Origin of the sequence: Pontibacter mangrovi, from assembly GCF_006385705.1 — a bacterium.
In the GTDB taxonomy this organism is placed as follows: domain Bacteria; phylum Bacteroidota; class Bacteroidia; order Cytophagales; family Hymenobacteraceae; genus Pontibacter; species Pontibacter mangrovi.
Genome location: NZ_VFRQ01000008.1, coordinates 17,655 through 39,772, shown reverse-complemented (window position 1 = coordinate 39,772; position 22,118 = coordinate 17,655). Strand labels below are relative to the sequence as shown.

Sequence of the window (22,118 nt, the reverse complement as noted above, 5' to 3'; positions counted from 1 at the left end):
GGCGTATAAGTATAAATACGCTATAAAACGCTGATTAACAAGGTTGTTTTGTTTTGGCACTGCGTGTGCAAGCCAGCTTTGTGGCGGATGGGCGCAAACAGGCTGCGCTTACACTGCTGTTACAGTCAAAGCTCTTATTTCGTAAAACTATGTTAAGGAACTACCTTAAAACCGCCTACCGAAACCTGATCCGCCACAAGGCCTTCTCCATGATCAATATTGCCGGCTTGGGGCTGGGCCTTACTGCCTGCCTGCTCATCGGCCTGTTTGTGCACGACGAACTGCAGTATGATAAGTTCCTGCCTGACGGGGATCGCATCTACCGCATCTATAACACAAGATCAGAAAGTGGAACCAGTGAAAGTATAGCGCCTGTGCCTCCGCCATTTGGAACCACTTTAGAGCAAAATTTTCCTGAAGTAGAGAAGATCGCACGGATACTTATGGTCCAGTTTGATGCCAACAACCTGGTAGAGGCAGGGGAGAAGAAGATCTACGAAAACGGGAGCTTCTATGCCGATCCTACTTTTTTCGAAGTATTTCAGTTGCCATTTAAATATGGATCTTCTGAAAAAGCCCTGGCTGATCCTTCTTCCATCGTCATATCAGATAAGTTTTCTGACAGGGTCTTTGGCGATTCAAATCCTGTAGGCAAACAGGTAATGGTTAATAAGGAGCCCTACATAGTAAGAGGCGTATTCACTACCCAAGAGAAGTTTCATTTGCCGGTAAACTTTGTGATCTCGCTGAAGGCTACAGGGTTTACAGCAGAGCGGATGAATAATTGGGGTTGGCAACAGTTTTATACTTATGTTAAGCTTAAGCCAGGGACAGATCCAGCGTTAGTGCAGGCAAAATTCCGTGATCTTGTTAAAAAGCAGATCGATCCGGACAACAATAAGCCTTTCGACTACCTGCCCTTCCTGCAGCCACTCAAGGAAGTATACCTGCATTCTGCCAGCTTTAAGTATGACCAGGCAATCCGGGGAAACATCACGTATGTAAAGGCCTTAAGTGTAATTGCGGTTTTTATACTTCTGATTGCCTGCTTTAACTTCGTAAACCTGGCCACGGCCAAGTCGGTGCAGCGGGCCAAGGAGGTGGGGGTAAGAAAAGCCGTGGGCGCCAGCCGCAGCCAACTGGTAGTGCAGTTCCTGACTGAGACCCTGCTGCTCACGCTCATCAGCGTCATCTTCGCGGCCGCGCTAACCTCGCTGCTGCTGCCCTCGCTCAATGCCTTCACCGGCAAGCAAATGGCCTTCAATATCTTCACCAGCCCTTCGCTGCTGTTGCTGCTGCTGGCCTTAACCGTGGTGGTAGGCATCCTGGCGGGTTTTTATCCGGCGCTGGTTTTGTCGGGTTTCCAGCCGGTTAAAGTGCTGAAGAGTGCCGTGGTGGTAGACACCAGCGTGTGGCGGATACAGTGGCTGCGCCATGGGCTGATCGTGCTACAGTTTGCCCTGTCTATTTTTCTGATCATCTGCGCTTTCATAGTGTTCAGGCAGGTGTCCTACCTGCACGACAAAGACCTCGGCTTTAACAAAGACCAGATCATGTTCTTCCAGCTGCGCGGCGATAACATGTTCGAGAACTATGAGACCTTTAAGAATGAATTAACGAAAGCACCAGGTGTAAAAAATGTATCTATAGGATATGGTTTCCCGGGTGATGCCACCGCTGGCGACCGGATTATTGTGCCTAAAAACGGTGAAAGAGTACACCACGGTACATCGATGTTAATGGTAGATTTTGACTACATTAAGATGTTGGATGTAAAAGTGATTGCCGGAAGGGATTTCTCTAAAAAGTATGCCACTGATGCCGACCATGCGTTCATGATCAACGAAACGGCGGTGAAAGAGCTGGGCTACGGTTCCCCTGAAAAAGCCATAGGACAGCCTTTGCTTTGGCCGGTTTGGAATAAAGAATTCACAGATTCTCTGAAAGAAGGCAAGATCATTGGCGTGGTAAAGGACTTCCACTTCAAGAGCCTGTATGAAAAGGTGGAGCCGACGGTGCTGCAGATCTTTCCGGACGCTTATTGGAAAGTGGCCGTGAAACTGGACGGTTCAGCTATAGCCGGCACCATTGAGCAGGTAAAGAAAGTATGGTGCCAGTTCTCACCGGACTACCCTATTGAGTATGTGTTTATGGATGAGAACTTTGATAAAATGTATAAGGCTGAGGACAAGCTGAAAACACTGCTCTGGATATTTACCGGCATCGCTATTTTTGTGGCCTGCCTGGGCTTGTTTGGGTTGGCTGCCTATGCCGCAGAGCGCCGGAAAAAAGAGATCGGAATCCGCAAAGTGCTGGGAGCAGAAAACGCTTCCATCGTGGCGCTGCTTTCCAAAGAGTTTCTGGTGCTGGTTATCATTGCCGCACTTATCGCCTTCCCGCTAGCCTGGTATGCCATGAGCCAGTGGCTGCAAAACTTTGCCTATCGTATCGAGATGCCGGTGTGGGTGTTTTTGGCAGCTGGGGCAACGGCAGCGGCAGTGGCCTTCCTAACTGTTAGCTACCAGGCGCTCAAAGCTGCTTCCGCCAATCCGGTTGCCAACCTCAGGTTTGATTAAGTATACTTTACCATTCTTCGGAAAAATGTACTACCCGGAAATGGCGAGCGAAACATGATTTATTGAGGCGGGTAGCTGGCTGAGGTGGATGCTATACTTGGTTTGCCTATCTTGCCGTATGCAAACACCTAAACTCTTTATGCTGATGCTGGGCTGCACGCCCCCCGGCAGAAACACCGAGCAGCACGACATCTTCTTCAGCCTGGCCGAGACGGTGAAAGACATGGTACCGGAAATCAAGGCTTTCTGGCCAGAGGCTAAAGACAAAATCCACATAGATGCCTGGCGCGAAGTGACGCAGGTAAACGGCCATCGTATAACTGTAGTGCCCAAAGCGCAGGCAGCCGAGGCAGCGGATAAACTTTTCTTCCTGAACCTGGGTGGCTATAAGCCGGGTGAGTTTGATGAGTTCCATTACAAGATGCTGGCCGTAGCCCCAGATACCGCCGGAGCCGTGAAACAGGCCAAACAGACAGCCTTTTACAAGCACACCGGCTTTAAAGGCGCCACCTCGCACATCGATGATAAGTTTGGCGTGGATGTGGATGACATCTACAAGGTGGAGGATATTTTGCCCGAAGCCGTGAAGCAGAAGTATAGCCTGCAGGTTACCAAAACCGACAGCACCGCAGAAGACGATCTGCACCTGGGCTACTTCCAGTTACACAAGCTATAGCGGCAAGTATAAACCTGTTGGCGTTTAGGCAGATGCGGCGTCAAAAGAACAAGTGTCGGCCCGCTGCGTTAGTAGGAAAAGTATAAAACCTTAAAAACTGACGCTATGAACCGAGACTATGAAAACGACGACAACCTGCGCAAAAATCACTATGCCGACTTCGACGAGCACGGCAACCCGCTGACCGGCAACCGGAACAGCCTTTCACGCTATAACCCGGGAGGGCACTTCGGCAGCGACAGGTATGCACGAGACGAGCGCCGCCATGGCGATGATGCCTCTAATGCCGCGCGCGCCTACGGCGACATGAGCCGCGGCACCCGCTACGGCGAAGGCGGCAGCTATAGGGGCGGAGGCTCCGCCTACGGCCATTCCTACTATGGCATGTCTGGCCAAGAGGGACCGCGCATCACGCAGCACGACAGGGGTAACTGGCCTGACAGCAGGCAGTACAATGCCTACGGCGATGCGGAGCGCAACCGCGGACACCGCTTCAGCGACAGCTTTGGGCGCACCAGCGACGGGGGCTACGTGAATGAAGACAGAAGCCAAGGCTATCAGCGCCGCTATGACGAAGGGTTCCAGGGCAACCAACGCTTCGGAAACCCCGGCCGTGAAAACACCGGCTACGACCGCGGCTACCGCGACTTCGGCAGCACTGGCTATGGCACCACAGGCTATAACAACCGCGACGAAGACCGCCTGCGCAGCGCCTACGGCAACAGGGACTACCGCAAGGAAGAGGACGAGCGCCGCTATAACGAGCGCAACCGCAACAGACGCCAGAACTGGTAATTCATACTTTATACTTTAATCAGGAGCAGCCGCTTGTTAAACCCAAGCGGCTGTTTTTTTTTGTCTTTGGCAGGGATAAGTGAGCTGAATCAGGCGCGGGATAGGTATAAATCAGCTGAAATGCTTAAATTTTGGCTATGAAACACGCTACACCCAAAGTCACCCTTTTTCTAGCCTTTTTGATGCTCCATACGCTTGCCTGGTCGCAGACGGTGCCATCAAAAATAGCCGCTGCCTTCCAGAAGTTTGAGCAGGACCCACAGTTGCAGAACGCCATTTCCTCGCTCTACATCATTGACGCGAAAACCGGTGAAGTTGTATTTGAAAGGAACAGCCAGGTGGGGCTGGCGCCAGCCTCTACTCAGAAAATAATCACCAGCATCAGCGCCTACGAGCTGCTGGGCAGGGATTTTAAGTATGAAACAAAGTTTGCCTACCGCAAGAGCAAAGGCAACAACGAGCTGATCATACTTCCTTCCGGCGATCCGACCTTTGGCAGCTGGCGCTGGGACCAAACCAAAGAAGACCAGGTGCTGGCGGGGCTCACCAAGTCGCTGCAGCGGACGGGCCTGAAATCGTTTAGCCAGGTGACCATAGACAACAATGGCTGGAACGATGAAACCGTGCCCGATGGCTGGATGTGGCAGGACATCGCCAACTACTACGGGGCCGGGCCGGCCAAACTGAACTGGCGCGAAAACCAGTACGACGTGATTCTGAGATCCGGCGCGCGCATTGGCGACCCGGTGGCGGTGGTGAAGACGGTGCCGGAACTGAATGGCTACGGCCTGCACTCGGAGCTGACATCGGCAGCAGCGGGTACCGGCGACAATGCCTACATCTACTTTCCGCTCAGCACCCCAACCGCCACCATTCGGGGCACAATTCCGGTAAACGAAAGCAGCTTTAAAATATCGGGTGCCATGCCCTCTGCGGCACGCCAGTTCATAGGCACTTTATCCGATACGCTGCAAACGCTCAAGATCAAGCTGCCGCAGCAACCCGCGGCGCAAAACAATCCGCTGCCGAACGGATACACCGTTTTTCACACCGTAACCTCGCCGCCACTGGACAGCATCATTTATTGGTTCAACCGCAAAAGTATAAATCTCTATGGTGAGGCCCTGACGAAAACCATCGCCTATAAGCATACTTCTGACAGCCAGACAGGTAACGGCCTAAAAGAAATTCGGGCTTACTGGAAGCAGCGCGGCATCCCGGAAACGGAGCTGAGTATGGTTGACGGATCGGGGCTGTCGCCGCTAAACCGCGTCACCACGCATGCCCAGGTACAACTGCTGCAGCATGCCAGGTCGCAGCCGTGGTTTCAGGGGTTTTATACGTCGCTGCCCGTGTACAACGGCATGAAAATGAAAAGCGGCACCATCCGTGGCGTAAAGGGCTACTGCGGCTACCACAAAGGCAAGGACGGCCGGGAGTACGTTTTCTCGTTTCTGGTGAACAACTACAACGGCTCGGCCGCTTCGGTGGTTAAAAAAATGTACCAGGTGCTGGATGAGCTAAAGTAGCCGAACGGACAACCTGTAAACAGCAAAGGCCCGGGGTTTCCGGGCCTTTGCTGTTGGTTATAAGTATAAAATTACTTCTTCTTGTTGATGTCTGCACTGCTTTTGTGGCTCTTTAGCGTGCTGGCGTTGGGTTGGTCGTTGCGGAACTCCTTGTCGGTGCTGTCGGCGCCACGGGAGGTGGTGGACAGGTTTGCGTGCGGGTCCTGCGGCGTTACCTTATCTCTTCTGCCATCAGTGCCTTTGTTCACCGCGCCAGCAGCGGGTGGTGTGTTTCTTTTGTTTTCTCCTTTACGATCGGAACTGTTATCTCTTGTATCAGCCATAGCTTGTTTTCTTTTTGATGGTAAAAATTACACAGCCGGGTGCTTCCCGGCTCTTTAGTTGTACGGGTAAACCAGCCGCCGGGGTTGGGCCGGAATGGCATCAATCTTTTGCAAAGGGCAGGGAGCCGCTGACCAAAGCACCCGCTCGCGGCGCTTCAGGTACGTATAACAGAGTGCCTTACGCTTTATTTGGCGGCAGTCTTTTGTGTTACCTGTAAAACAAAGTAATTTAACGCGCACTGGCAACGCATGTACACCTAACTGTAGCTATCCATGACCCCCCGATGCACCAACTTTAGAGCGCCTCTTTTACTTCTCGCCCTCGCCCAGCTTATACTGGTAGCCTGCCAGCGCAACCAAGAGCAGACTTCACCGACCGTAGAAGACATCACGGAGGCCGTGTACGCGTCAGGGATTGTGAAAAGCAAGGACCAGCACCAGGTGTTCCCTACCGTGAGCGGTACGGTGCAACAGATTATGGTAACCGAGGGCGATACGGTACGGAAGGGCGCGGCCCTGTTAAAGGTGGAAAACGAAACAGCCCGACTCAGTGCGGAGAACGCCCGCATCGCCGCCGAGTATGCCCGCGTGAGTGCCAACCGCGAAAAGCTGAGTGAACTGCAGGAGACGATCGACCTGGCCAAAAGCAGGGTGCAGAACGACTCAATGCTGCTGCAAAGGCAACGCAACCTCTGGAAAAACAGGATCGGTACCCGGGTGGAGCTGGAGCAGCGGGAGCTGAACTACGAAAACTCCATGACGGCTTACAAATCAGCTTTGCTGCGCTACCAGGACCTGAAAAAGCAACTGGAGCTGGCGGCCAGGCAATCACAGAAAAACCTGCAGATAAGTCAGAACCTGGCCGAGGACTATACCGTCCGCAGCGAGACGGGCGGGAAGGTATACAGCGTGCTGAAGGAGGAAGGGGAGATGGTGAGTCCGCAAACGCCGGTGGCGGTAATCGGCGCTGCCGACGAGTTTATAGTGGAGCTGCAGGTGGATGAGTATGACATTGCCCGGGTGAAGCCGGGGCAGCGGGTGCTCCTGAATATGGACAGCTACAAAGGGCAGGTGTTTGAGGCGGAAGTATACAAAGTAAACCCCGCCATGAACGAGAGAACCCGCTCCTTTACCGTAGAGGCCAGTTTTGTCTCGGCGCCGCCTTCGCTGTTCCCGAACCTTACCACCGAGGCCAACATTATCATCCGGAAAAAGGAAAACGCCCTTACCATACCGCGCGAGTATTTGGTGGACGGGACGTATGTGCTGACGGAGGATGAGGAGAGGAAACAGGTGAAAACCGGCCTGAAAGACTACCAGAAGGTGGAGATACTGGAGGGGCTGCGGAAAGAGGACGTGATCGTGAAGCCGGCGCAATGAACACGAAGCTGATAATCGGTATTGCCAGGTCGCTGCTGCTGGCCCGGTGGCGGCAAACGCTGGTGGCGGCCATTGGGGTAACGTTCAGTATCGCCATGTTTATCACGCTGCTGAGCTTTATGAACGGCCTGAATGACCTCCTGGACGGCCTTATCCTGAACCGGACGCCGCACGTGCGCCTCTACAATGAGATTAAGCCAAGCCTGGACCAGCCCATAAACAGGGCCGCTGAGTTCCGGAACTCCCACAACTTCATTTCCTCCATCAAATCGGGCATCACCCGGCAGGAGATCTACAACAGCGGCCCCATCATGCAGGCGCTGCGGCAGGATGCCCGCGTGCTGGGCGTGGCCCCCAAGCTTACTGCCCAGGTTTTCTTCAACGAGGGCACCATCGACATTACCGGCGTGATCAACGGCATTGACGTGGAGGAGGAGAGCCGCCTGTTCAACTTCCGAGACTACGTGACGGCCGGGAACGCCCTGGATGCCAAGAATACCGCCAACAGCATCATCCTGGGCAAAGGCCTGGCCGAGATACTGGCGGCGGATGTCGGCGACGTGGTGCAGGTAACAACCGCGCAGGGCGAGCGCTTCCCGCTGAAAGTGGTGGGCTATTTCCAGTCCGGGATACAGGAGATCGACAAGGTACAGAGCTACGCCTCCATCGGCACTACCCAAAAGCTGCTGGGCAAGCCTGCCAACTACATCACCGACATACAGGTGAAGCTGCACGACCTGGAGACGGCGCCGGCGGTGGGGAAGGAGTTTGCCCAAACCTTCGACATCGACGCAGAGGATATACAGACAGCTAACTCGCAGTTTGAGACGGGCAGCAACATCCGTTCGCTTATTTCCTACTCGGTGGGCGTTGTGCTGCTGATCGTGGCGGGCTTCGGCATCTTTAACATTCTGAACATGATGATCTACGAGAAGATGGACTCCATCGCCATCATGAAGGCCACAGGCTTTTCGGGCAGCGACGTGAACCGGATCTTTCTGGTCATTGCCTTGAGCATCGGCGTTTTTGGCGGCGCGGTGGGGCTGGTGTTTGGCTTTTTATTCTCGGTTATCATTGATAACATTCCGTTTAACACGGCCGCCCTGCCTACCATCAAAACGTACCCCATCAACTACAGCCCCGTGTTCTACCTCATTGGCGGCACCTTTTCCGTCATCACAACCTATTTTGCTGGCTTTTTCCCGGCCCGCAAGGCAAGCCGGGTGGACCCGGTGGAGATCATCAGGGGTAAGTAAGAAGCGGCAGAACTATACTTTAGAAAAGGCTATACTTTAGGAGCATACATGAGCGATATCATACTTGAGGCGCGGCACATCAATAAAAAGTTTCATGACCCGGTAACGGTGCAGGTGCTCACCGACATTACGTTTAGCGTGAATAAAGGTGAGTTTGTGTCTGTTATCGGTAAGTCGGGCTGCGGCAAGTCCACGCTGCTCTACATTCTCTCCACCATGGATACCGACTATGAGGGGGAGCTGCTGATTGACCGGGACCTGATGACAGGGCGAACTGACCGGGAACTGGCCAACATCCGCAACGAAAAGATAGGCTTTGTGTTTCAGTTTCATTACCTGCTCAACGAGTTTACGGTGCTGCGCAACGTGATGCTGCCCGGCCTGAAGCTGCAAAAGTATACCGAGCAGGAGGTAGAGCACCGGGCCATGGAGCGCCTGAAAATGCTGGGCGTAGATCATCTGGCCAACAAGCTGGCCTATAGGATTTCGGGCGGGGAGAAACAGCGTGTGGCCATTGCCCGCGCCCTCATCAACGACCCGCACATCATCATGGGCGACGAGCCCACGGGCAACCTCGACAAGCGCAACAGCGACGTCGTGTTTAACATATTTAAGGAACTGACGGAAGTGCACAACCAGACGCTGCTCATCGTAACCCACGACTCGGGCTTTGCCGAAAGCTCAGGCCGCATTATCGAGATGGAGGACGGGCGGATTATCCGGCATTGAGCTGCGCTGTGGCAAGTAGGGCTACCTGTGTTTTTCTGCCTGTTCTTCCAGGGTTTGCAATTCGGTTGCCTGCGGCTGGGCCAGGGCGTGTTGCATGTCTTTTTCCTCTATCTGCTGGTGTACCTGGCCAGCCTGTTGCACCAGCGCCCTGAAAATTTTTCGGTGCGTGTACAGGTGCGGCAGGTACTCGGGGTGCCACTGCACCCCCACCATAAAATCCTGCGCCGTGTGCTCAATGCCCTGCACCACGCTGTTGGGCTCGCGCGCCACAATTTCTATACTTTGTCCGGGGGCTTTTACCGCCTGTTTGTGCAGGGCGTTTACCTCCAGCTGCTGTGTGCCCAGCACCTGGGCCAGCTTGCTGCCCGGCTTTATGTATACTTTCTTCACCGGAAAAAGGCTGGCAGGGTTCGGTTCCTCCAGATAAAAGGCGTTCAGGTCCTGGTAAAGCGTGCCCCGGAAGTATACGTTCATGAGCTGTGCCCCACGGCAGATGCCTAGTACGGGCAAGCTTTTCCGCACCGCCTGGTCCAGCAGCTGAAACTCCAGATGGTCCCGTGCTTTGTCCAGCCCAAACGTAAGCTTACGGCTGAGCAGCTTTCGCACGAAAAAAACCGCCGGGTAGTATGCCCACCGCACCAGCCTTCCGACTCTTTTCAAAAAGCTCCTGTCCGGCTTCCGGATGGTGCTGTTGAGGTAATCCTTCAATATGTGGTCCTGCTCGTAGGTGCTGGGGTCCACGTCGGCGCCACCCCCGATGATGAGGGCCTGCAGGCCGTCGGCGGTGCGCGGCCGGGAAGGGGTGATGCGCACGGGCCACCCGCCGGCCAGCAGCACCGAGAGCGCGGTGAAGAACCAGGCTGCCCCGCCGCCTTTATCCGGACCTGTTATGCCTATGGTGGGGCGCTTGCGATCTATTTTATACTTGTGTCTCCGTGATGCAGCCATTGTTCGGTTCGTTTTGCCCATCTGCCCTCAAATCCCACCAGGGTGTCGCGTTTCAGTTGCAGGTACTCCTGGCTCAAGCGGGCTACTTTTTCAGAGTCATGCGCCAGTTCTTCTATCGTTACCCAATTGTTCCACTCCTCGGCAAGCGTCCAGCCGGGCTGGGCCACAGAGCTGTTCGGCAGCCGGTAATGAAAGGTTTTGCGGGCCTTTACCTTGCCCAGATTGCTGTACGGGCGCAGGGCCTCCTCATCCAGGGCGGCAAAGAGCGGGTAAAAGTCCAGGGGGCGGTTGCGGTCGGGGTTGTAGGCGTGGTAATCCTGCACCATCTCCCGCAGGGTGGGAGTATAAGCAGGTTGAAGCACCAGTTCTGTATAGTCGGCGGGATAGGCATTGATAAAGGGACTGACTTTACGGGCCAGGTCGGTATGACCTTTCTGCAGGAGCCAGGGGTAGAGCAGCAGAAAAGCCCGCAGGTAGGTCAGCAGCGTTTGGGTATCGGTGGCGGGCACTTCTGCGTTGATGTGGGTGCCAAAGGCATTCGTCAGGAAGGCCTGGGTGCCTTGCGCATGATGTTGGTAGAGTGCCTCCCGCAGCTTTTCCAGTTTCTCCAGCTCCGTTATCGGCACAGGAGGGCAGGCTATCTCGTTCGGGAAAACCTTGGAGATAAGGCTGCCCAGCTTTTCCTCCACCTCGTCCTCCAGCGTAGCAGAGCCCATTTTAACATCCTCAACCTTAATGTGGAGGGCCTCGAACACGCTTTTATACTTCTTCTCGGTCAGCAGCTGCAGGTCAAACTCCACGGTAAAGTCTCCGAGGGCAGTGCCTTTCACTTTGTGCTTAAACCTGTTTTCCTTCTGCACCTGCCCGCCATACAGCTGCTGCACCAGTCTGGCCGACTCCTCCACGCTCAGGTTGCTGTATTCCAGCTCAAAGCCAGCGGTGCGCAGCGCTCCTTTTTCGTTGTATCGTACAGGTGGTAGCTTAAAGCCCATAGTTGTAGCCATTGTGTTTAGGTAAAAACGATAAAGCGCTGATACGGTTTTAGCGCCGCTCGCCTGTTCAGCCAAAAATCAAAAACCAAAGGATAACCCCAGGCTGGGTGTGCGGGTATGCAGGAGAGACCATAAAAGAGAAGTTTTGATCCGAAATAATTTTATACCCCTGCTTCTGATCCTGTTTTTGTGCCGCTGCGCCGAGCCTGACCTCCATGAGCGGGGGCTGGTGACGGAGCAGGCCATGGTGGTGTCGGCGCACCCGCTGGCCTCGGAGGTGGGCGCAGCCATTATGCGGCGTGGCGGGAACGCGATGGATGCGGCCATTGCCGTGCAGTTTGCCCTGGCAGTGGTATACCCCGATGCAGGGAACATTGGCGGAGGCGGCTTTCTGGTGCTGCGGCAAAAAGACGGCCGCACCGACGCCCTGGATTACCGCGAAAAGGCCCCGGCAGCCGCCAGTCGGGATATGTACCTGGATGAGGCAGGGGAGGTGGTGGAGGACCTGAGCCTGAAGGGGCACCTGGCAGCCGGGGTGCCCGGCACCGTGGATGGCATGGTGGCGGCGCACCGGAAGTATGGCAGCATGCCCTGGCGCGAACTCGTGCAGCCGGCCATAGCGTTGGCTTCCAATGGTTTCCCGCTCACAGCAAAGGAAGCCGCAAAGCTGAACAGGCAGCAGGAGGATTTCCTGGAATACAATACCCAACGGCCTGACTTTATACTTCGGGAGAACTGGGAAGAGGGCGACACCATCCGGCTGCCGGAACTGGCGCAAGCACTTATCCGCATCCGCGACCAGGGCCGCGCCGGCTTTTACGAAGGTCGCACGGCAGACCTTATCGTGGCAGAGATGGTGCGGGGCGGGGGAATCATCAGCAAAGAAGACCTGGCGGCTTACCGCTCCATGTGGCGCAGGCCCATTAGCAGGCAAGTGGGAGGGTATAAGGTTATCTCCATGCCGCCACCTTCCAGCGGCGGCATTGCCCTGGTGCAGCTCCTGACCATCTCAGAAAACTACCCGCTGCACGAGTGGGGCTGGAACACCCTGAAGACCGCGCACCTTATGATTGAGGCGGAGCGGCGCGTGTATGCCGACCGGGCGGAGCATTTGGGCGATCCTGATTTTTACGAAGTGCCGGTAGCGGAATTGCTGGATTCCGCCTACATCATGAGCAGGATGGAAGGGGTGTCGCTGGAGAAGGCAACCGACAGCGAAGATGTGTCTGCCGGCGTGCCCGCCCCCGCTGAGAGCCCGCACACCACCCACTACACCGTGGTGGACACGGCCGGCAACGCCGTTTCGGTAACGACCACGCTGAACAGCAGCTTCGGCTCTAAAGTGTTTGTGGCCGGGGCCGGTTTCCTGCTAAACAACGAGATGGATGATTTTAGCGTGAAGCCCGGCTACCCGAACAGCTACGGTTTAATAGGAGAAGAAGCCAACGCCATTGCACCCGGCAAGCGCATGCTCAGCTCCATGTCGCCCACTATCCTGGAAAAGGACGGACAGCTCTTTATGGCCGTGGGAAGCATGGGCGGCTCCACCATCATCACCACCGTATACCAGATCATCCTGAACGTGACCCGCCACGGCTTTAGCATGCAGGGAGCCATTAGCGCCGGCCGCTTTCACCACCAATGGAAGCCCGACTGGGTGCTGTCGGAGTGGGGGGCGCTGGGCTTCGGCACAGGGCTGGGGCTGTGGGTAATGGGCCATAAGATAGCGCCTAAGCCGGGTGGCATTGGCCGTGCCGCCGGTATTTTGGTGCTGCCCGATGGCAGGCTGGAGGGAGGCGCCGACCCGCGCGGTGACGATGCGGCGGCTGGATTTTAGCCGATATCTTTTTGGCAGCTCCAAGTATACCTGGAGCAAGTATAGTTCACCCAGGCTGCTAATTGCCTCCCCACTTTCCGGGCTTGTTTTATACTTGAAGTATAGAATTATTGAAGTATAAGTATATCTGATAGTAGTACCATTTTTGAAACTTTGAAGGGGCATACAAGTATCTACTTAAACGCAGATGAAAGGCCTCGGCAACGTCTGCTTTATGTTCCACTAAAAATTTGAGACAAACTTAATATGCTGGCAATGAACTACAGGGGTCCCCAACGGGTGCGCCTGGACCGAAACAAACCCATGCCCGAGATCCTGCACCCGCAGGATGCCATCGTTCGGGTAACCCGCGCCTGTATCTGCGGATCAGACCTGCACCTCTACAACGGCAACGTGCCCGACACACGGGTAGGAGAAACCTTTGGCCACGAGTTTATAGGCGTGGTAGAGGAGATAGGCCCCAATGTGCACAACCTAAAAGTTGGAGATCAGGTCATCGTGCCGTTCAACATCGCGTGCGGAAAATGTACCTTCTGTAAGCAGGAACTGTACGGCAACTGCCACGAGGCCAACCCGCAGGCCACTGCCGTGGGCGGCATTTTTGGCTACTCGCACATTGCGGGCGGCTACAACGGCGGCCAGGCTGAGTATGTGCGCGTGCCGTATGCTGATGTGGGCCCAGTAGTGATGCCAGAGGGGATGGACCCCGACGAAGCCGTGCTCCTGACGGACGTGGTGCCAACAGGTTACCAGGCCGCCGAGATGGGCGGCATTCAGAAAGGGGATACAGTGGCTGTGTTCGGTGCAGGGCCGATTGGCATTATGGCCGCACGTTGTGCCTGGCTTTTCGGGGCTGGCCGCGTGATCGTGTTCGACCAGGAAGAGTACAGGCTGGAGTTTGTGCGCAACTATGCGCAGTGCGAAGCTTACAACTTCCGCTCTATTGAGGACCCGGTGGTATTCATGAAAAAGACAACAGACTCGCTGGGAGCGGACGTGTGCATTGACGCGGTAGGCGCAGAGGCCGCCGGCGATGCGCTGCAGACTATAACCGGCCGCAAAACCCTGATGCAGGCAGGCTCTGCCACAGCCCTGCAGTGGGCCATCAACTCCGCCAAAAAGGGCGGCATCGTGTCGGTGGTGGGCGTGTACGGGCCAACCGGAAACCTGGTGCCCATTGGCAACGCCCTGAACAAAGGCCTCACCATCCGGGGCAATCAGGCTTCGGTAAAGCGGCTGCTGCCAAGGCTGATAGAGCACGTGCAGAACGGCATCATCAAGCCCAAGCCACTGATAACGCACCACATACCGCTGGAAGAGGTGGCGGATGCCTACCGTATCTTCTCCGATAAACTGGATAACTGCATCAAGCCTGTGCTGATTCCGCCATCTGCCAGAATTTAAAAGCAAGAATCATGGAAAACAAACGAATAGACTACAACACCATTAACGGCTGGGGCATAGACGCGGACCCAAAAAACGACCCGACTTACCCCATGCGCAAGCGCTCAAACGAAACCCACGAGGGGTATAACTGGGAGCGCCCGCCACAGCAGCCCATCGACATGGAGGTGCTGCACTCCATAGAACGACCAAACGTAACGGCTGTATTCGGCACATCTATGCCGCCAAAGGGCCTGAGCGGACAGCTGCGGCGGCTGGCCTTTAAGTATGGCGAGGGCAGGTTTGCGCACTGGCTGCCGCTCATACTGGCAGATAGGGTAGATGAGGTGGAAGGCATCATCGATGACCTGAAGCAAGGGCATGTGCCTAATATTTTTGCCGAAAAAGGCATGAAGGCCGAGTGGAAGTATAACCGCAAAGGGCTGTTGGAAAAAATGGCTGTGATGGCGGCCGTTACCACCGCCGCTGTCTTGCTGTTGCGCCGCAAAGCCGACTGATCTTTAACAGGCCATGGTCACTACAAAAAGGGCCATGGCCTTTTTCTTAGCGCAGGCTTTATGCTGCGTGATCAAAGTATAAACTTACTGGAAGAAAATTAACTATGGCAGATAACACAACTGTATCCAATCCGAAAACCTTTAAGATTGGCAACGACCTGGAAGTGAAAAGAATGGGCTTCGGGGCCATGCGCATTACCGGCGAAGGCATCTGGGGGCCACCCAAAGACAAAGACGAGGCGCTGCGCGTGCTGAAGCGCGTGGTGGAACTGGGCATCAACTTTATTGATACAGCCGATAGCTACGGCCCCAACGTTTCCGAAGAACTGATTGCCGAGGCGCTGTACCCGTACCCTAAAAACCTGGTGATCGCTACCAAGGGCGGCTTAACAAGAACCGGCCCTAATGTATGGCCCATTAACGCGCACCCCAACCACCTGCGCAAGGCGTTGGAAGGCAGCCTGCAGCGGCTAAAGCTCGATAGGATAGACCTTTACCAGCTGCACCGGGTAGACCCGGAGGTGCCGTATGAGAAAACGCTGGAGTTTCTGCAGCAGGTACAGGAAGAGGGGCTTGTGAAGCACATTGGCCTGTCGGAGGTGGATGTGGACCAGATAAAGAAGGCGCAGGAGTATGTAAAGGTGGTGTCGGTGCAGAACAAGTATAGCGTGGACTTCCGGAAGTGGGAGGATGAGCTGGCTTATTGCGAAGCGCAGGACATGGCTTTTATCCCCTGGAACCCCATCAACGCCGGCAACATCGGGGAGCTGGAGCCGCTGAGCCGCGTGGCGCAAAAGCATGAGGCGACGCCCTACCAGGTGGCGCTCAGCTGGCTGCTGCACAAATCCCCAAATATCCTGCTTATTCCGGGTACCTCTAAGGTAAAGCACCTGGAAGAAAACGTTAAAGCTGCCTCTATCAATTTGACGGATGAGGACATGCGGGAACTGGAAAAGCTGCGGAAAGAAGAGTAAGCAACTCAGGTTAAGTTAATACAAGTATAAATCATGTTGGGGAGCGTGGCGGGAAGTATAAACCGTTAGGCTCCTCACTCATTTTCTTCCTCCTCTTCGGCATCGGCTGGCCCTAGCCGGGCACTTTCAATAAGCCGCTCCACCATACTTAGCTGTGCTTCTTCAAATACCAACTCGCCCCGCTGCAAATACCGGTTGGCGTCCAGCAGCACCTCGTAAATGGGTGTGTGGATGTGCTTCGGGATTTTGAGCAGGCGCGGGTCCTGCTTCTGGAAAGGGGTGGGCACTTTAGAGCTGTACAAGTATGGCAGCAGCGTTTTGGAGCAGCTGATGGCAATGCGGTCAATTTCATGCTCCTCAAAGTAATCCTGCAGCCGGCCGTTGATGTTCTCAAAAAACTCCGCCGTTTCGCCTAAGCGCACCCTGGAGCCCGCCCTCGATTTCCCTTTTGTCTTAAGGTACTTTATTTGGCTCTTGCCCTGCTTTTTGCGCACCATGTAAGAGCGGTATACTTTGTGGTCGAGGTTCACGCCATTCTCAAAATAGCCCATGGCGCAGTTGCCCGCCTGTATCAGGAGGATAACGTAGTTCGTCTTTTTTGTTTCCGCAAGCCCGTTACCATACTGTTGGGTAATGGGCAACCGTAGGAACGCCAGCTCCTCTCCGTTATCATCCAGCAGGGCCAGCCGGTGTTTGGCATGGTCGTAAGCGGTGGGCACGTGTGCTTGCTCGAGGGTTTGCAGCAAAGCAGCAGTCTGTTCTGGCGTAAAGAAGCGGTTCATGCGGTACAGGGTAGGGGTGTGGTGCTTGTATGCGTAAAGTTCTGAAATATGCCTGAAGATCAAAACTCGGGCAGCTGCCGCGTGGCAAGTAAAAGGGACTGGCTATTTAGCCCTTAAATGTATACTTTTAAGCATAAGCAAGTATGTTACTCCTGCTGCAGCTGCTGCATGCTTTCCTGTTTCACTTTAATGATGCCCCGCTTGGGCCGGTCCAGGTCGATGATGATGAACACCACCAGGCAGATCAGGAAAGACATCGTCATGGTGGGAAGGGTCGTTCTTTTGCGGCCCAGGCCGCTGGCGTAGCCCATCAGTGCCCCGGACATGGCAAACACGATAAAAAGCAGGTACAGGATGATCTCAGGCACGTGCATTTGCAGGGCCGCATTGCGCAAGCCGTAGGTATCGATCATGCCGTTGAGCGAGCTGATGAAGTAGCCGGTGGTAACGGGCCTGGGGTCAAGGCGGGCGGCTTTTACGGCGCTAATCCAGATCTCATTCTGCAGCTTGCGGGTTTCCTGGTTCAGGCGCTGCAGCTCGTCTACGGAGGCGGTGCCGGTGTTGCTGACTGCCAGGCGCAAGGTAATATACTTTTGCAGCTGCGCATGCGTCAGGCTGTCGTAGGGCTGCGGCAACAGCTGGGTGCGCAGGAGCGCCGTGCCGATGGCGTTGGCCTCGTCAATCACGGCCTCGCTGCGTGAGTTGTAGCGCTGCAGGGCCATGTTAAAGGTAAAGCCAAGTATAAGTGCCAGCAGGCCCAATGTACCGGCCTGAATGGTGTTGGTGTGGTTCTTCACATCCTCGTCGGTCCTGGTCTGGAAGTAGTGCCCGAGCCAGTAGCCGCCTTCGTTGGCCAGCAGGATCAGCACGAACAGAAGAGCCACGATCAGAATGCTGTTCAGGTTATACATGATTTTTTTGGAGAGGTCCATGAGTACTAAGCAAGGCTATACGTGCTGCGCCACAAACCGATTGGCTCTACCCATGCTTTATACGCAGCGAAAGCTGCCTTGTGGGGCGGGCACAAGCTTTATGGCGTGCAGGCAGCAGTTCTGGCGAATTAGCCGTACAAGCTAAGCGTGCGCCCAAACCTATACCCTTTGCCAATGAGACGGATATTCCTGTTGATGCTGCTTTGCAGCTGTGCCACACAACGCGGGGCCGAAGAGCAGAACGGCGCCAACCCTCCCGTGCCTGCTCAGGTAAAAGCCGCCACGGGCTACCCCGCCATTCGGTTCTATCCACCGGCTGTGTACAGCTCCGGGCCTGCCCTTGCCGGCAAACTTGTGCCCGACCCACTAACGGTGCGGAGCTGGGTACTTCCTCCTGCTGTTGCGGCAGCTTCGCAAGCCCAAACCGTCCTGAACCGGATCGTTTACTTACCCGACACCGTGCAGGTGGACTCGCTGACGCGGGAGCTGAAAACCGAGCAGCTGGCGAACCAGGCCATTCGGGAGCGCCTGCAGCAGGCCGAGGCAGACCGCGACTACTGGCGCGAGATGAACCGCAAAAAGCGCTGGGCCCTCATCGCCATGGCTGTCTTTGCCGTGCTCTACATCCTGTTCAAAATACTGGCCGGCCGCGTGCGCGACACAGAACCACAGGAATAGGAAAAGTATAAAACGGAGGTGCAAGATAAGCAGGTGGCTGTTTTATACTTTGGAAACCGTTTGCCTAAAGCGTTTTTAAAGCTGGCTATCGTTATTTCCCCGCTGCCTCACCTTCTCCTGCCTCCCTGAATAAAACCGTAAGGCTGTGATGTCGTTTATATACAAAAATGTTTTTCGCACTAAACCAAAATTAAGAACTATGGACAGACGAGAAAGAGATCGCTATGACCGCAACGCGTATGGCTTAGACTATGACCGTTATGAAGGTTATCGCAACGACGACACGCATTACCACCACGCCCGCAACCTGACAGACGATTTTGAGCAGCACTACCAGCACGAAAGGGGCCACGGCGACTATCACCCCAGGCGCTCTTACCACGAGGGCGGGCAAGAGAGCGACTATGGCATGAACCGAAGCGGAAGAAGCTACAGCACCGGCAGCAGGTATAACGATGAGAATGACTGGAACCGTAACCGCGACTACAGCGGGCGCTACAGCAACGAGGATATGTACCGCAACGACCGCGACAGAAACCGAGAGCGCAGCAGCTTTGGGCAGCCCTACGGCTCTTATGACCGCGACCGCATGTATGGCCGCAGCAACTACGAAAACCGCACAGACCGCGACTTCCATTTCGGCTCCGGCGATTACGACAGAACCGCGCGCCACAGCCACAGAGAGGATAGGTCGCTGGAAAGAAACTGGTACAGCCGCGACGAAGACCGCCGTGGCCTAGGCCGCTGGGCCAATGACTATTAAGCGTCCCAGCTTTTGATAAACCACAACAGGAAGAGCCGCTGATTTCAGCGGCTCTTCCTGTTATAGGGTGACCAGTGAGGTCAGGAGTTAGGTTGATAAACCCTGGTTTTACTGGCCGAACTGCAGGTCAACCTGCAGCGCTGTGCTGTGCTGCTAAACTAGTTTTTTGCGGTTTTTAGTTTGCGGATCGGCCGCCTTTCCGATTACATTTCTTCGCCACGGTCAACGTCTTTTATAAAATCCACGAGGCCGGCAAAGTATGTTTTCTGGTCGTCGTAGAAGGACATGTGGCTGCCGTTGGGGCAGTAGAGGTAGCGGCCATGCGGAAACTGGCTGGCCATCCACTCCATGTGCTTAGGGTCCATGGTATCATGCTCGCCGCCGATGGTTAAAGTAGGCACGTTTATCTGCGGCAGGTCTTTGGACCGGTCCCAGTGCAGCAGCGACGCGTTGCCCCGTATGCCAAACTCGCTGGGCCCCTGCATCTGCACGTATACCGTTTGGTTCATGTGGTTGAACATACGCATCACCGGTTCCGGCCACTGCTCCAGCGGCATGCGGAGCGCGTGCTTGGTATAAAAGTGCGGCATCAGCAGCTCCATGTAGCGCGGGTTCGTAAAGTCATTCTTAACCTCGATCGCCTTGATCTCTGTCAGCACCTCGGCTGGCATTTGCGGCCCCAGCACCTCATCGGCATACTTGTTATAGCTCGGTATGCTCGACACCATGTTCGAGATGATCAGGCCTTTCAGGTTGTCCTGGTACTTCAGGGCATACTCGGTGGCCAGAATGCCGCCCCACGAGTGGCCCAGCAGGTAAAAATTGCTCTTGTCCAGCTTCAGGGCCTTGCGCACTTGCTCCACCTCCTCCACAAAGCGTGGAATGTTCCAGAGGCTGGTGTCGTTTGGTTGGTCGCTGTAGTGGGAGCCCAGTTGGTCGTAGTAATAATACTCGATGCCAGCCTTGGGCAGGTAACTATCAAAGCACTCAAACGCCTCATGCGTGCCGCCGGGGCCGCCGTGCAGCAGCAGTACCTTCATGGTGGGGTTGTTGCCCACGCGCTTCGTCCATACGTCAAACTCGCCTTTAGGCGTACTGATCCGGATCATGCGGGCGCCGCCGCTTAACTCAGACTCCAGGCCGGAGTAGTCCAGGAAACTGCTTTGGTCGGGTGCGGGGTTTTCAGTGGAGGCGGTTTGCCCGGAAGGGGAGGAGCAGGCCTGAGCGAGCAGAAGCAGCCCAATCAGGCACAAAAGCTTAAAGTTTTTCATGCACAGGTTGTTTTGTTTAAGATGAGATGGAGGTGAAGTTAAGAAAATGGAGCAAAATTTCAGCAGTGCCTTGGAAGGTTAAATGCTTTGGGCATCGGACAGAAAGAAGCGAATCCGTACAGGAAATCAATTTTATAAAGCTATAGGAGCAAAGTATGAGGGGTGGAAGAAATATGAGCTTGAAGATAAGTAACCTGCCGCAGGAAGTATGGCCGCACCTGTTAGCGTAACCAGCGCATGATACCACTATCAGTTAGTTCGTGCGCAGTACCTTTTACAAATCTACAGCCAGATTCCCCTCCTGTGGACTAGCCAAAACGTGCGTTTTGAGCTAGCGCGCGTAGCGCTCTAGGGGTGGGTTTTAGGCTGTTGGCAAACTGTGAAACTGATCCATACGCATTATTCAATCGATCCTGGTATGATAACACACAAAGCATACTTTACCCGTTTTTGAAGTATAAAAGCAGCCCGGGCGAATGGTGTAAGGCAGCGGTTCTAATACCGTTCTTCTACCCAAAGCTTGCGGGCCACCCCAATTCCTACAAAGTTCCCGCGGCCGCCGCCGCGCAGCAGAATGGCCACCTGCTGGCCCATCTGCAATTCGTTCAGGCTGATGCTGCGCCCATCGGTGCCCGTGAGTTGGGCGGTAGGCAGCACAAGTACATAGGCCCTGTCGTAGCGGGAATCGGGGGAGCTGCCGAAAGCCTCTACCTCCAGCATCACCTGCCCCTGGTTGTAGTGCCTGCTTACAACGGAGCCCCGGATGTCTACGCGCTGTGGCGCCAGGCTCTTATAGGCGGCGCTTTCGGTGTCGGTGTTGGTGGAGGAGGTAGCATTGCGCTGGCAGCCGCCAAGCAGCAGCGAGCAGGCCAGAATGCCAATGGCAAGTATACTATTAAGTTGTTTCATAGCTTGTTAGGTGTGTGGTGTTGTAACTACAACGGGAGCTTTGTGCGGCAGGATACAAATGCCCCTGGCTATGGGAGCCTATTAAACAAAAAGCACGGACTGTTAAGCCCGTGCCATTATATTGCTTAGGTAAATACCCGTATTATTTCTTGCGAACAAATGTCCAGGTATAAACGCCTACTTTAGAGGTTGTCTTCTCCGCGTCAGGCGCTTCTGCCGGGTAACCCTCCCAAGGCAATTCGTCAACCCACACCATCACAGAGTCCGACATGGTAGTCACTTTGTAATCATTGGTAACGGAGCCCTGCTGCAGTTGGATGTATGTAGAGTCGTTTCCGTCCGGGAAGCTATAGTTCCACACGTCTTTGTCCGAGCTGCCGGGCAGGGTAACAGTCATCTTTTGCCCGTCGAAGTAAAAATTAGCGTTGCGCTCTACCGTATCGGCATACATCACGGTATCAGTGTCTGAGTAGTATACTCTTTCGATGGAGGTATTCGTCCAGTCGCCGCGCATGTCTGCGTCAATTTCCGAAACTACCGGGATAACCGTCTCATCGTCGTCGTTGTTGCAGGAAGTAAAGAACAGGGAAAAACACAGCGGTATAAATAACAGCTTTTTCATAAAAATACAATTTGGGTGAAATAAGTAAAATAGAGGAGAAGTGTGTCGATAGGGAATTTACTATGTTTTGAACAGTTTCTGCCCCCATAGTACGTGCATCTGGCGGCAGGGTTTAACCAAACGAAAATAGTTTAGTGCAAAAAGTATGGAAGTGGCTGTGGCTCATCGTACAAAAAACATCGCCTGCCAGGTATACTTTGGTTGAAACATTCAGGGATAGGTAGGTCTCTTTTATAGCCCATTGC

General features: G+C 54.7%; 21 protein-coding genes. 13 read left to right on the top strand and 8 right to left on the bottom strand.

Going from position 1 to position 22,118, the window contains the following annotated elements:
• Positions 1-149: 149 nt before the first annotated feature.
• From FJM65_RS15100 to dacB, 4 genes are all read left to right on the top strand, one after another.
• Positions 150-2,576: an ABC transporter permease gene (locus FJM65_RS15100; RefSeq protein WP_140622387.1), complete on the top strand. Its 2,427-nt coding sequence runs from the start codon at positions 150-152 to the stop codon at positions 2,574-2,576.
• Positions 2,577-2,694: 118 nt separating this feature from the next.
• Entirely contained in the window at positions 2,695-3,252 is a 558-nt protein-coding gene (locus FJM65_RS15095) for a DUF1543 domain-containing protein (protein WP_140622386.1), read from the top strand.
• Between the two features lie 105 nt (positions 3,253-3,357).
• Entirely contained in the window at positions 3,358-4,047 is a 690-nt protein-coding gene (locus tag FJM65_RS15090) for a hypothetical protein (protein ID WP_140622385.1), read from the top strand.
• A gap of 137 nt (positions 4,048-4,184) precedes the next feature.
• Positions 4,185-5,576 carry a D-alanyl-D-alanine carboxypeptidase/D-alanyl-D-alanine endopeptidase gene (gene dacB, locus FJM65_RS15085; RefSeq protein WP_140622384.1) on the top strand — a complete coding sequence of 464 codons (1,392 nt, stop codon included), beginning with the start codon at positions 4,185-4,187 and terminating at the stop codon, positions 5,574-5,576.
• Between the two features lie 71 nt (positions 5,577-5,647).
• Here the strand turns inward: dacB and FJM65_RS15080 are convergent, their stop codons facing one another.
• The gene (locus FJM65_RS15080; protein ID WP_140622383.1) at positions 5,648-5,899 is read right to left on the bottom strand and encodes a hypothetical protein; all 252 of its coding nucleotides are present in this window, start codon (positions 5,897-5,899) and stop codon (positions 5,648-5,650) included.
• A 273-nt stretch (positions 5,900-6,172) separates the two neighbouring features.
• Here FJM65_RS15080 and FJM65_RS15075 point away from each other — a divergent pair, with 273 nt between their 5' ends.
• Genes FJM65_RS15075 through FJM65_RS15065 form a run of 3 tightly spaced genes read left to right on the top strand, consistent with a single transcriptional unit; the run spans position 6,173 to position 9,264 of the window.
• Positions 6,173-7,279, top strand: coding sequence for an efflux RND transporter periplasmic adaptor subunit (locus FJM65_RS15075; protein WP_140622382.1), 1,107 nt, complete (start codon positions 6,173-6,175; stop codon positions 7,277-7,279).
• Positions 7,276-8,535, top strand: a complete 1,260-nt coding sequence (locus FJM65_RS15070; RefSeq protein WP_140622381.1) for an ABC transporter permease — start codon at positions 7,276-7,278, stop codon at positions 8,533-8,535. Before FJM65_RS15075 ends, FJM65_RS15070 begins: the two co-directional genes overlap by 4 nt.
• Positions 8,536-8,583: 48 nt before the next feature.
• Complete coding sequence (locus tag FJM65_RS15065; protein ID WP_140622380.1) at positions 8,584-9,264, top strand: ABC transporter ATP-binding protein; 681 nt, start codon at positions 8,584-8,586, stop codon at positions 9,262-9,264.
• A gap of 21 nt (positions 9,265-9,285) precedes the next feature.
• Here FJM65_RS15065 and FJM65_RS15060 read toward each other — a convergent pair whose 3' ends face one another.
• Both FJM65_RS15060 and FJM65_RS15055 read right to left on the bottom strand, forming a co-directional pair.
• Positions 9,286-10,212, bottom strand: a complete 927-nt coding sequence (locus FJM65_RS15060) for a gamma-glutamyl-gamma-aminobutyrate hydrolase family protein (RefSeq protein ID WP_140622379.1) — start codon at positions 10,210-10,212, stop codon at positions 9,286-9,288.
• Entirely contained in the window at positions 10,179-11,216 is a 1,038-nt protein-coding gene (locus FJM65_RS15055; protein WP_239022974.1) for an amidoligase family protein, read from the bottom strand. The genes FJM65_RS15060 and FJM65_RS15055 overlap by 34 nt, the downstream gene beginning before the upstream one ends.
• A gap of 232 nt (positions 11,217-11,448) precedes the next feature.
• On the opposite strand from FJM65_RS15055, the gene ggt reads away from it, so the two are divergent.
• The 4 genes from ggt to FJM65_RS15035 all read left to right on the top strand — a co-directional run bounded on the left by ggt (position 11,449) and on the right by FJM65_RS15035 (position 15,916).
• Positions 11,449-13,041: a gamma-glutamyltransferase gene (gene ggt, locus FJM65_RS15050; RefSeq protein WP_140622518.1), complete on the top strand. Its 1,593-nt coding sequence runs from the start codon at positions 11,449-11,451 to the stop codon at positions 13,039-13,041.
• A gap of 246 nt (positions 13,042-13,287) precedes the next feature.
• Positions 13,288-14,445 (top strand): zinc-dependent alcohol dehydrogenase, encoded by a 1,158-nt coding sequence (locus FJM65_RS15045; RefSeq protein WP_140622378.1) that lies wholly within the window; start codon positions 13,288-13,290, stop codon positions 14,443-14,445.
• A gap of 11 nt (positions 14,446-14,456) precedes the next feature.
• Positions 14,457-14,942: a hypothetical protein gene (locus tag FJM65_RS15040; RefSeq protein ID WP_140622377.1), complete on the top strand. Its 486-nt coding sequence runs from the start codon at positions 14,457-14,459 to the stop codon at positions 14,940-14,942.
• A gap of 104 nt (positions 14,943-15,046) precedes the next feature.
• On the top strand, positions 15,047-15,916 hold the full coding sequence (locus FJM65_RS15035) for an aldo/keto reductase (RefSeq protein WP_140622376.1): 870 nt from the start codon (positions 15,047-15,049) through the stop codon (positions 15,914-15,916).
• A gap of 74 nt (positions 15,917-15,990) precedes the next feature.
• On the opposite strand, the gene FJM65_RS15030 is transcribed toward FJM65_RS15035, so the two are convergent.
• Positions 15,991-16,698, bottom strand: coding sequence for a hypothetical protein (locus tag FJM65_RS15030; RefSeq protein ID WP_181163739.1), 708 nt, complete (start codon positions 16,696-16,698; stop codon positions 15,991-15,993).
• A 146-nt stretch (positions 16,699-16,844) separates the two neighbouring features.
• Positions 16,845-17,630, bottom strand: coding sequence for a bestrophin-like domain (locus tag FJM65_RS15025; RefSeq protein ID WP_239022973.1), 786 nt, complete (start codon positions 17,628-17,630; stop codon positions 16,845-16,847).
• Positions 17,631-17,804: 174 nt separating this feature from the next.
• Between FJM65_RS15025 and FJM65_RS15020 the strand changes: the two genes are divergently transcribed.
• Positions 17,805-18,308 carry a hypothetical protein gene (locus tag FJM65_RS15020; protein ID WP_140622375.1) on the top strand — a complete coding sequence of 168 codons (504 nt, stop codon included), beginning with the start codon at positions 17,805-17,807 and terminating at the stop codon, positions 18,306-18,308.
• 199 nt (positions 18,309-18,507) lie between these two features.
• On the top strand, positions 18,508-19,071 hold the full coding sequence (locus FJM65_RS15015; protein WP_140622374.1) for a hypothetical protein: 564 nt from the start codon (positions 18,508-18,510) through the stop codon (positions 19,069-19,071).
• A 203-nt stretch (positions 19,072-19,274) separates the two neighbouring features.
• Here FJM65_RS15015 and FJM65_RS15010 read toward each other — a convergent pair whose 3' ends face one another.
• The 3 genes from FJM65_RS15010 to FJM65_RS15000 form a co-directional block, all read right to left on the bottom strand.
• On the bottom strand, positions 19,275-20,342 hold the full coding sequence (locus FJM65_RS15010; protein WP_140622373.1) for a proline iminopeptidase-family hydrolase: 1,068 nt from the start codon (positions 20,340-20,342) through the stop codon (positions 19,275-19,277).
• A gap of 495 nt (positions 20,343-20,837) precedes the next feature.
• Entirely contained in the window at positions 20,838-21,251 is a 414-nt protein-coding gene (locus FJM65_RS15005; protein WP_140622372.1) for a hypothetical protein, read from the bottom strand.
• 142 nt (positions 21,252-21,393) lie between these two features.
• Positions 21,394-21,873, bottom strand: coding sequence for a hypothetical protein (locus FJM65_RS15000; protein WP_140622371.1), 480 nt, complete (start codon positions 21,871-21,873; stop codon positions 21,394-21,396).
• Positions 21,874-22,118 lie beyond the last annotated feature (245 nt).

What these genes read in the sequence shown, in the direction of transcription:
- FJM65_RS15100 (WP_140622387.1), top strand. Translation starts at nt 150, where the DNA reads ATGTTAAGGAACTACCTTAAAACCGCCTACCGAAACCTGATCCGCCAC.
- FJM65_RS15095 (WP_140622386.1), top strand. Translation starts at nt 2,695, where the DNA reads ATGCAAACACCTAAACTCTTTATGCTGATGCTGGGCTGCACGCCCCCC.
- FJM65_RS15090 (WP_140622385.1), top strand. Translation starts at nt 3,358, where the DNA reads ATGAACCGAGACTATGAAAACGACGACAACCTGCGCAAAAATCACTAT.
- dacB (WP_140622384.1), top strand. Translation starts at nt 4,185, where the DNA reads ATGAAACACGCTACACCCAAAGTCACCCTTTTTCTAGCCTTTTTGATG.
- FJM65_RS15080 (WP_140622383.1), bottom strand. Translation starts at nt 5,899, where the DNA reads ATGGCTGATACAAGAGATAACAGTTCCGATCGTAAAGGAGAAAACAAA.
- FJM65_RS15075 (WP_140622382.1), top strand. Translation starts at nt 6,173, where the DNA reads ATGACCCCCCGATGCACCAACTTTAGAGCGCCTCTTTTACTTCTCGCC.
- FJM65_RS15070 (WP_140622381.1), top strand. Translation starts at nt 7,276, where the DNA reads ATGAACACGAAGCTGATAATCGGTATTGCCAGGTCGCTGCTGCTGGCC.
- FJM65_RS15065 (WP_140622380.1), top strand. Translation starts at nt 8,584, where the DNA reads ATGAGCGATATCATACTTGAGGCGCGGCACATCAATAAAAAGTTTCAT.
- FJM65_RS15060 (WP_140622379.1), bottom strand. Translation starts at nt 10,212, where the DNA reads ATGGCTGCATCACGGAGACACAAGTATAAAATAGATCGCAAGCGCCCC.
- FJM65_RS15055 (WP_239022974.1), bottom strand. Translation starts at nt 11,216, where the DNA reads ATGGCTACAACTATGGGCTTTAAGCTACCACCTGTACGATACAACGAA.
- ggt (WP_140622518.1), top strand. Translation starts at nt 11,449, where the DNA reads ATGGTGGTGTCGGCGCACCCGCTGGCCTCGGAGGTGGGCGCAGCCATT.
- FJM65_RS15045 (WP_140622378.1), top strand. Translation starts at nt 13,288, where the DNA reads ATGCTGGCAATGAACTACAGGGGTCCCCAACGGGTGCGCCTGGACCGA.
- FJM65_RS15040 (WP_140622377.1), top strand. Translation starts at nt 14,457, where the DNA reads ATGGAAAACAAACGAATAGACTACAACACCATTAACGGCTGGGGCATA.
- FJM65_RS15035 (WP_140622376.1), top strand. Translation starts at nt 15,047, where the DNA reads ATGGCAGATAACACAACTGTATCCAATCCGAAAACCTTTAAGATTGGC.
- FJM65_RS15030 (WP_181163739.1), bottom strand. Translation starts at nt 16,698, where the DNA reads ATGAACCGCTTCTTTACGCCAGAACAGACTGCTGCTTTGCTGCAAACC.
- FJM65_RS15025 (WP_239022973.1), bottom strand. Translation starts at nt 17,630, where the DNA reads ATGGACCTCTCCAAAAAAATCATGTATAACCTGAACAGCATTCTGATC.
- FJM65_RS15020 (WP_140622375.1), top strand. Translation starts at nt 17,805, where the DNA reads ATGAGACGGATATTCCTGTTGATGCTGCTTTGCAGCTGTGCCACACAA.
- FJM65_RS15015 (WP_140622374.1), top strand. Translation starts at nt 18,508, where the DNA reads ATGGACAGACGAGAAAGAGATCGCTATGACCGCAACGCGTATGGCTTA.
- FJM65_RS15010 (WP_140622373.1), bottom strand. Translation starts at nt 20,342, where the DNA reads ATGAAAAACTTTAAGCTTTTGTGCCTGATTGGGCTGCTTCTGCTCGCT.
- FJM65_RS15005 (WP_140622372.1), bottom strand. Translation starts at nt 21,251, where the DNA reads ATGAAACAACTTAATAGTATACTTGCCATTGGCATTCTGGCCTGCTCG.
- FJM65_RS15000 (WP_140622371.1), bottom strand. Translation starts at nt 21,873, where the DNA reads ATGAAAAAGCTGTTATTTATACCGCTGTGTTTTTCCCTGTTCTTTACT.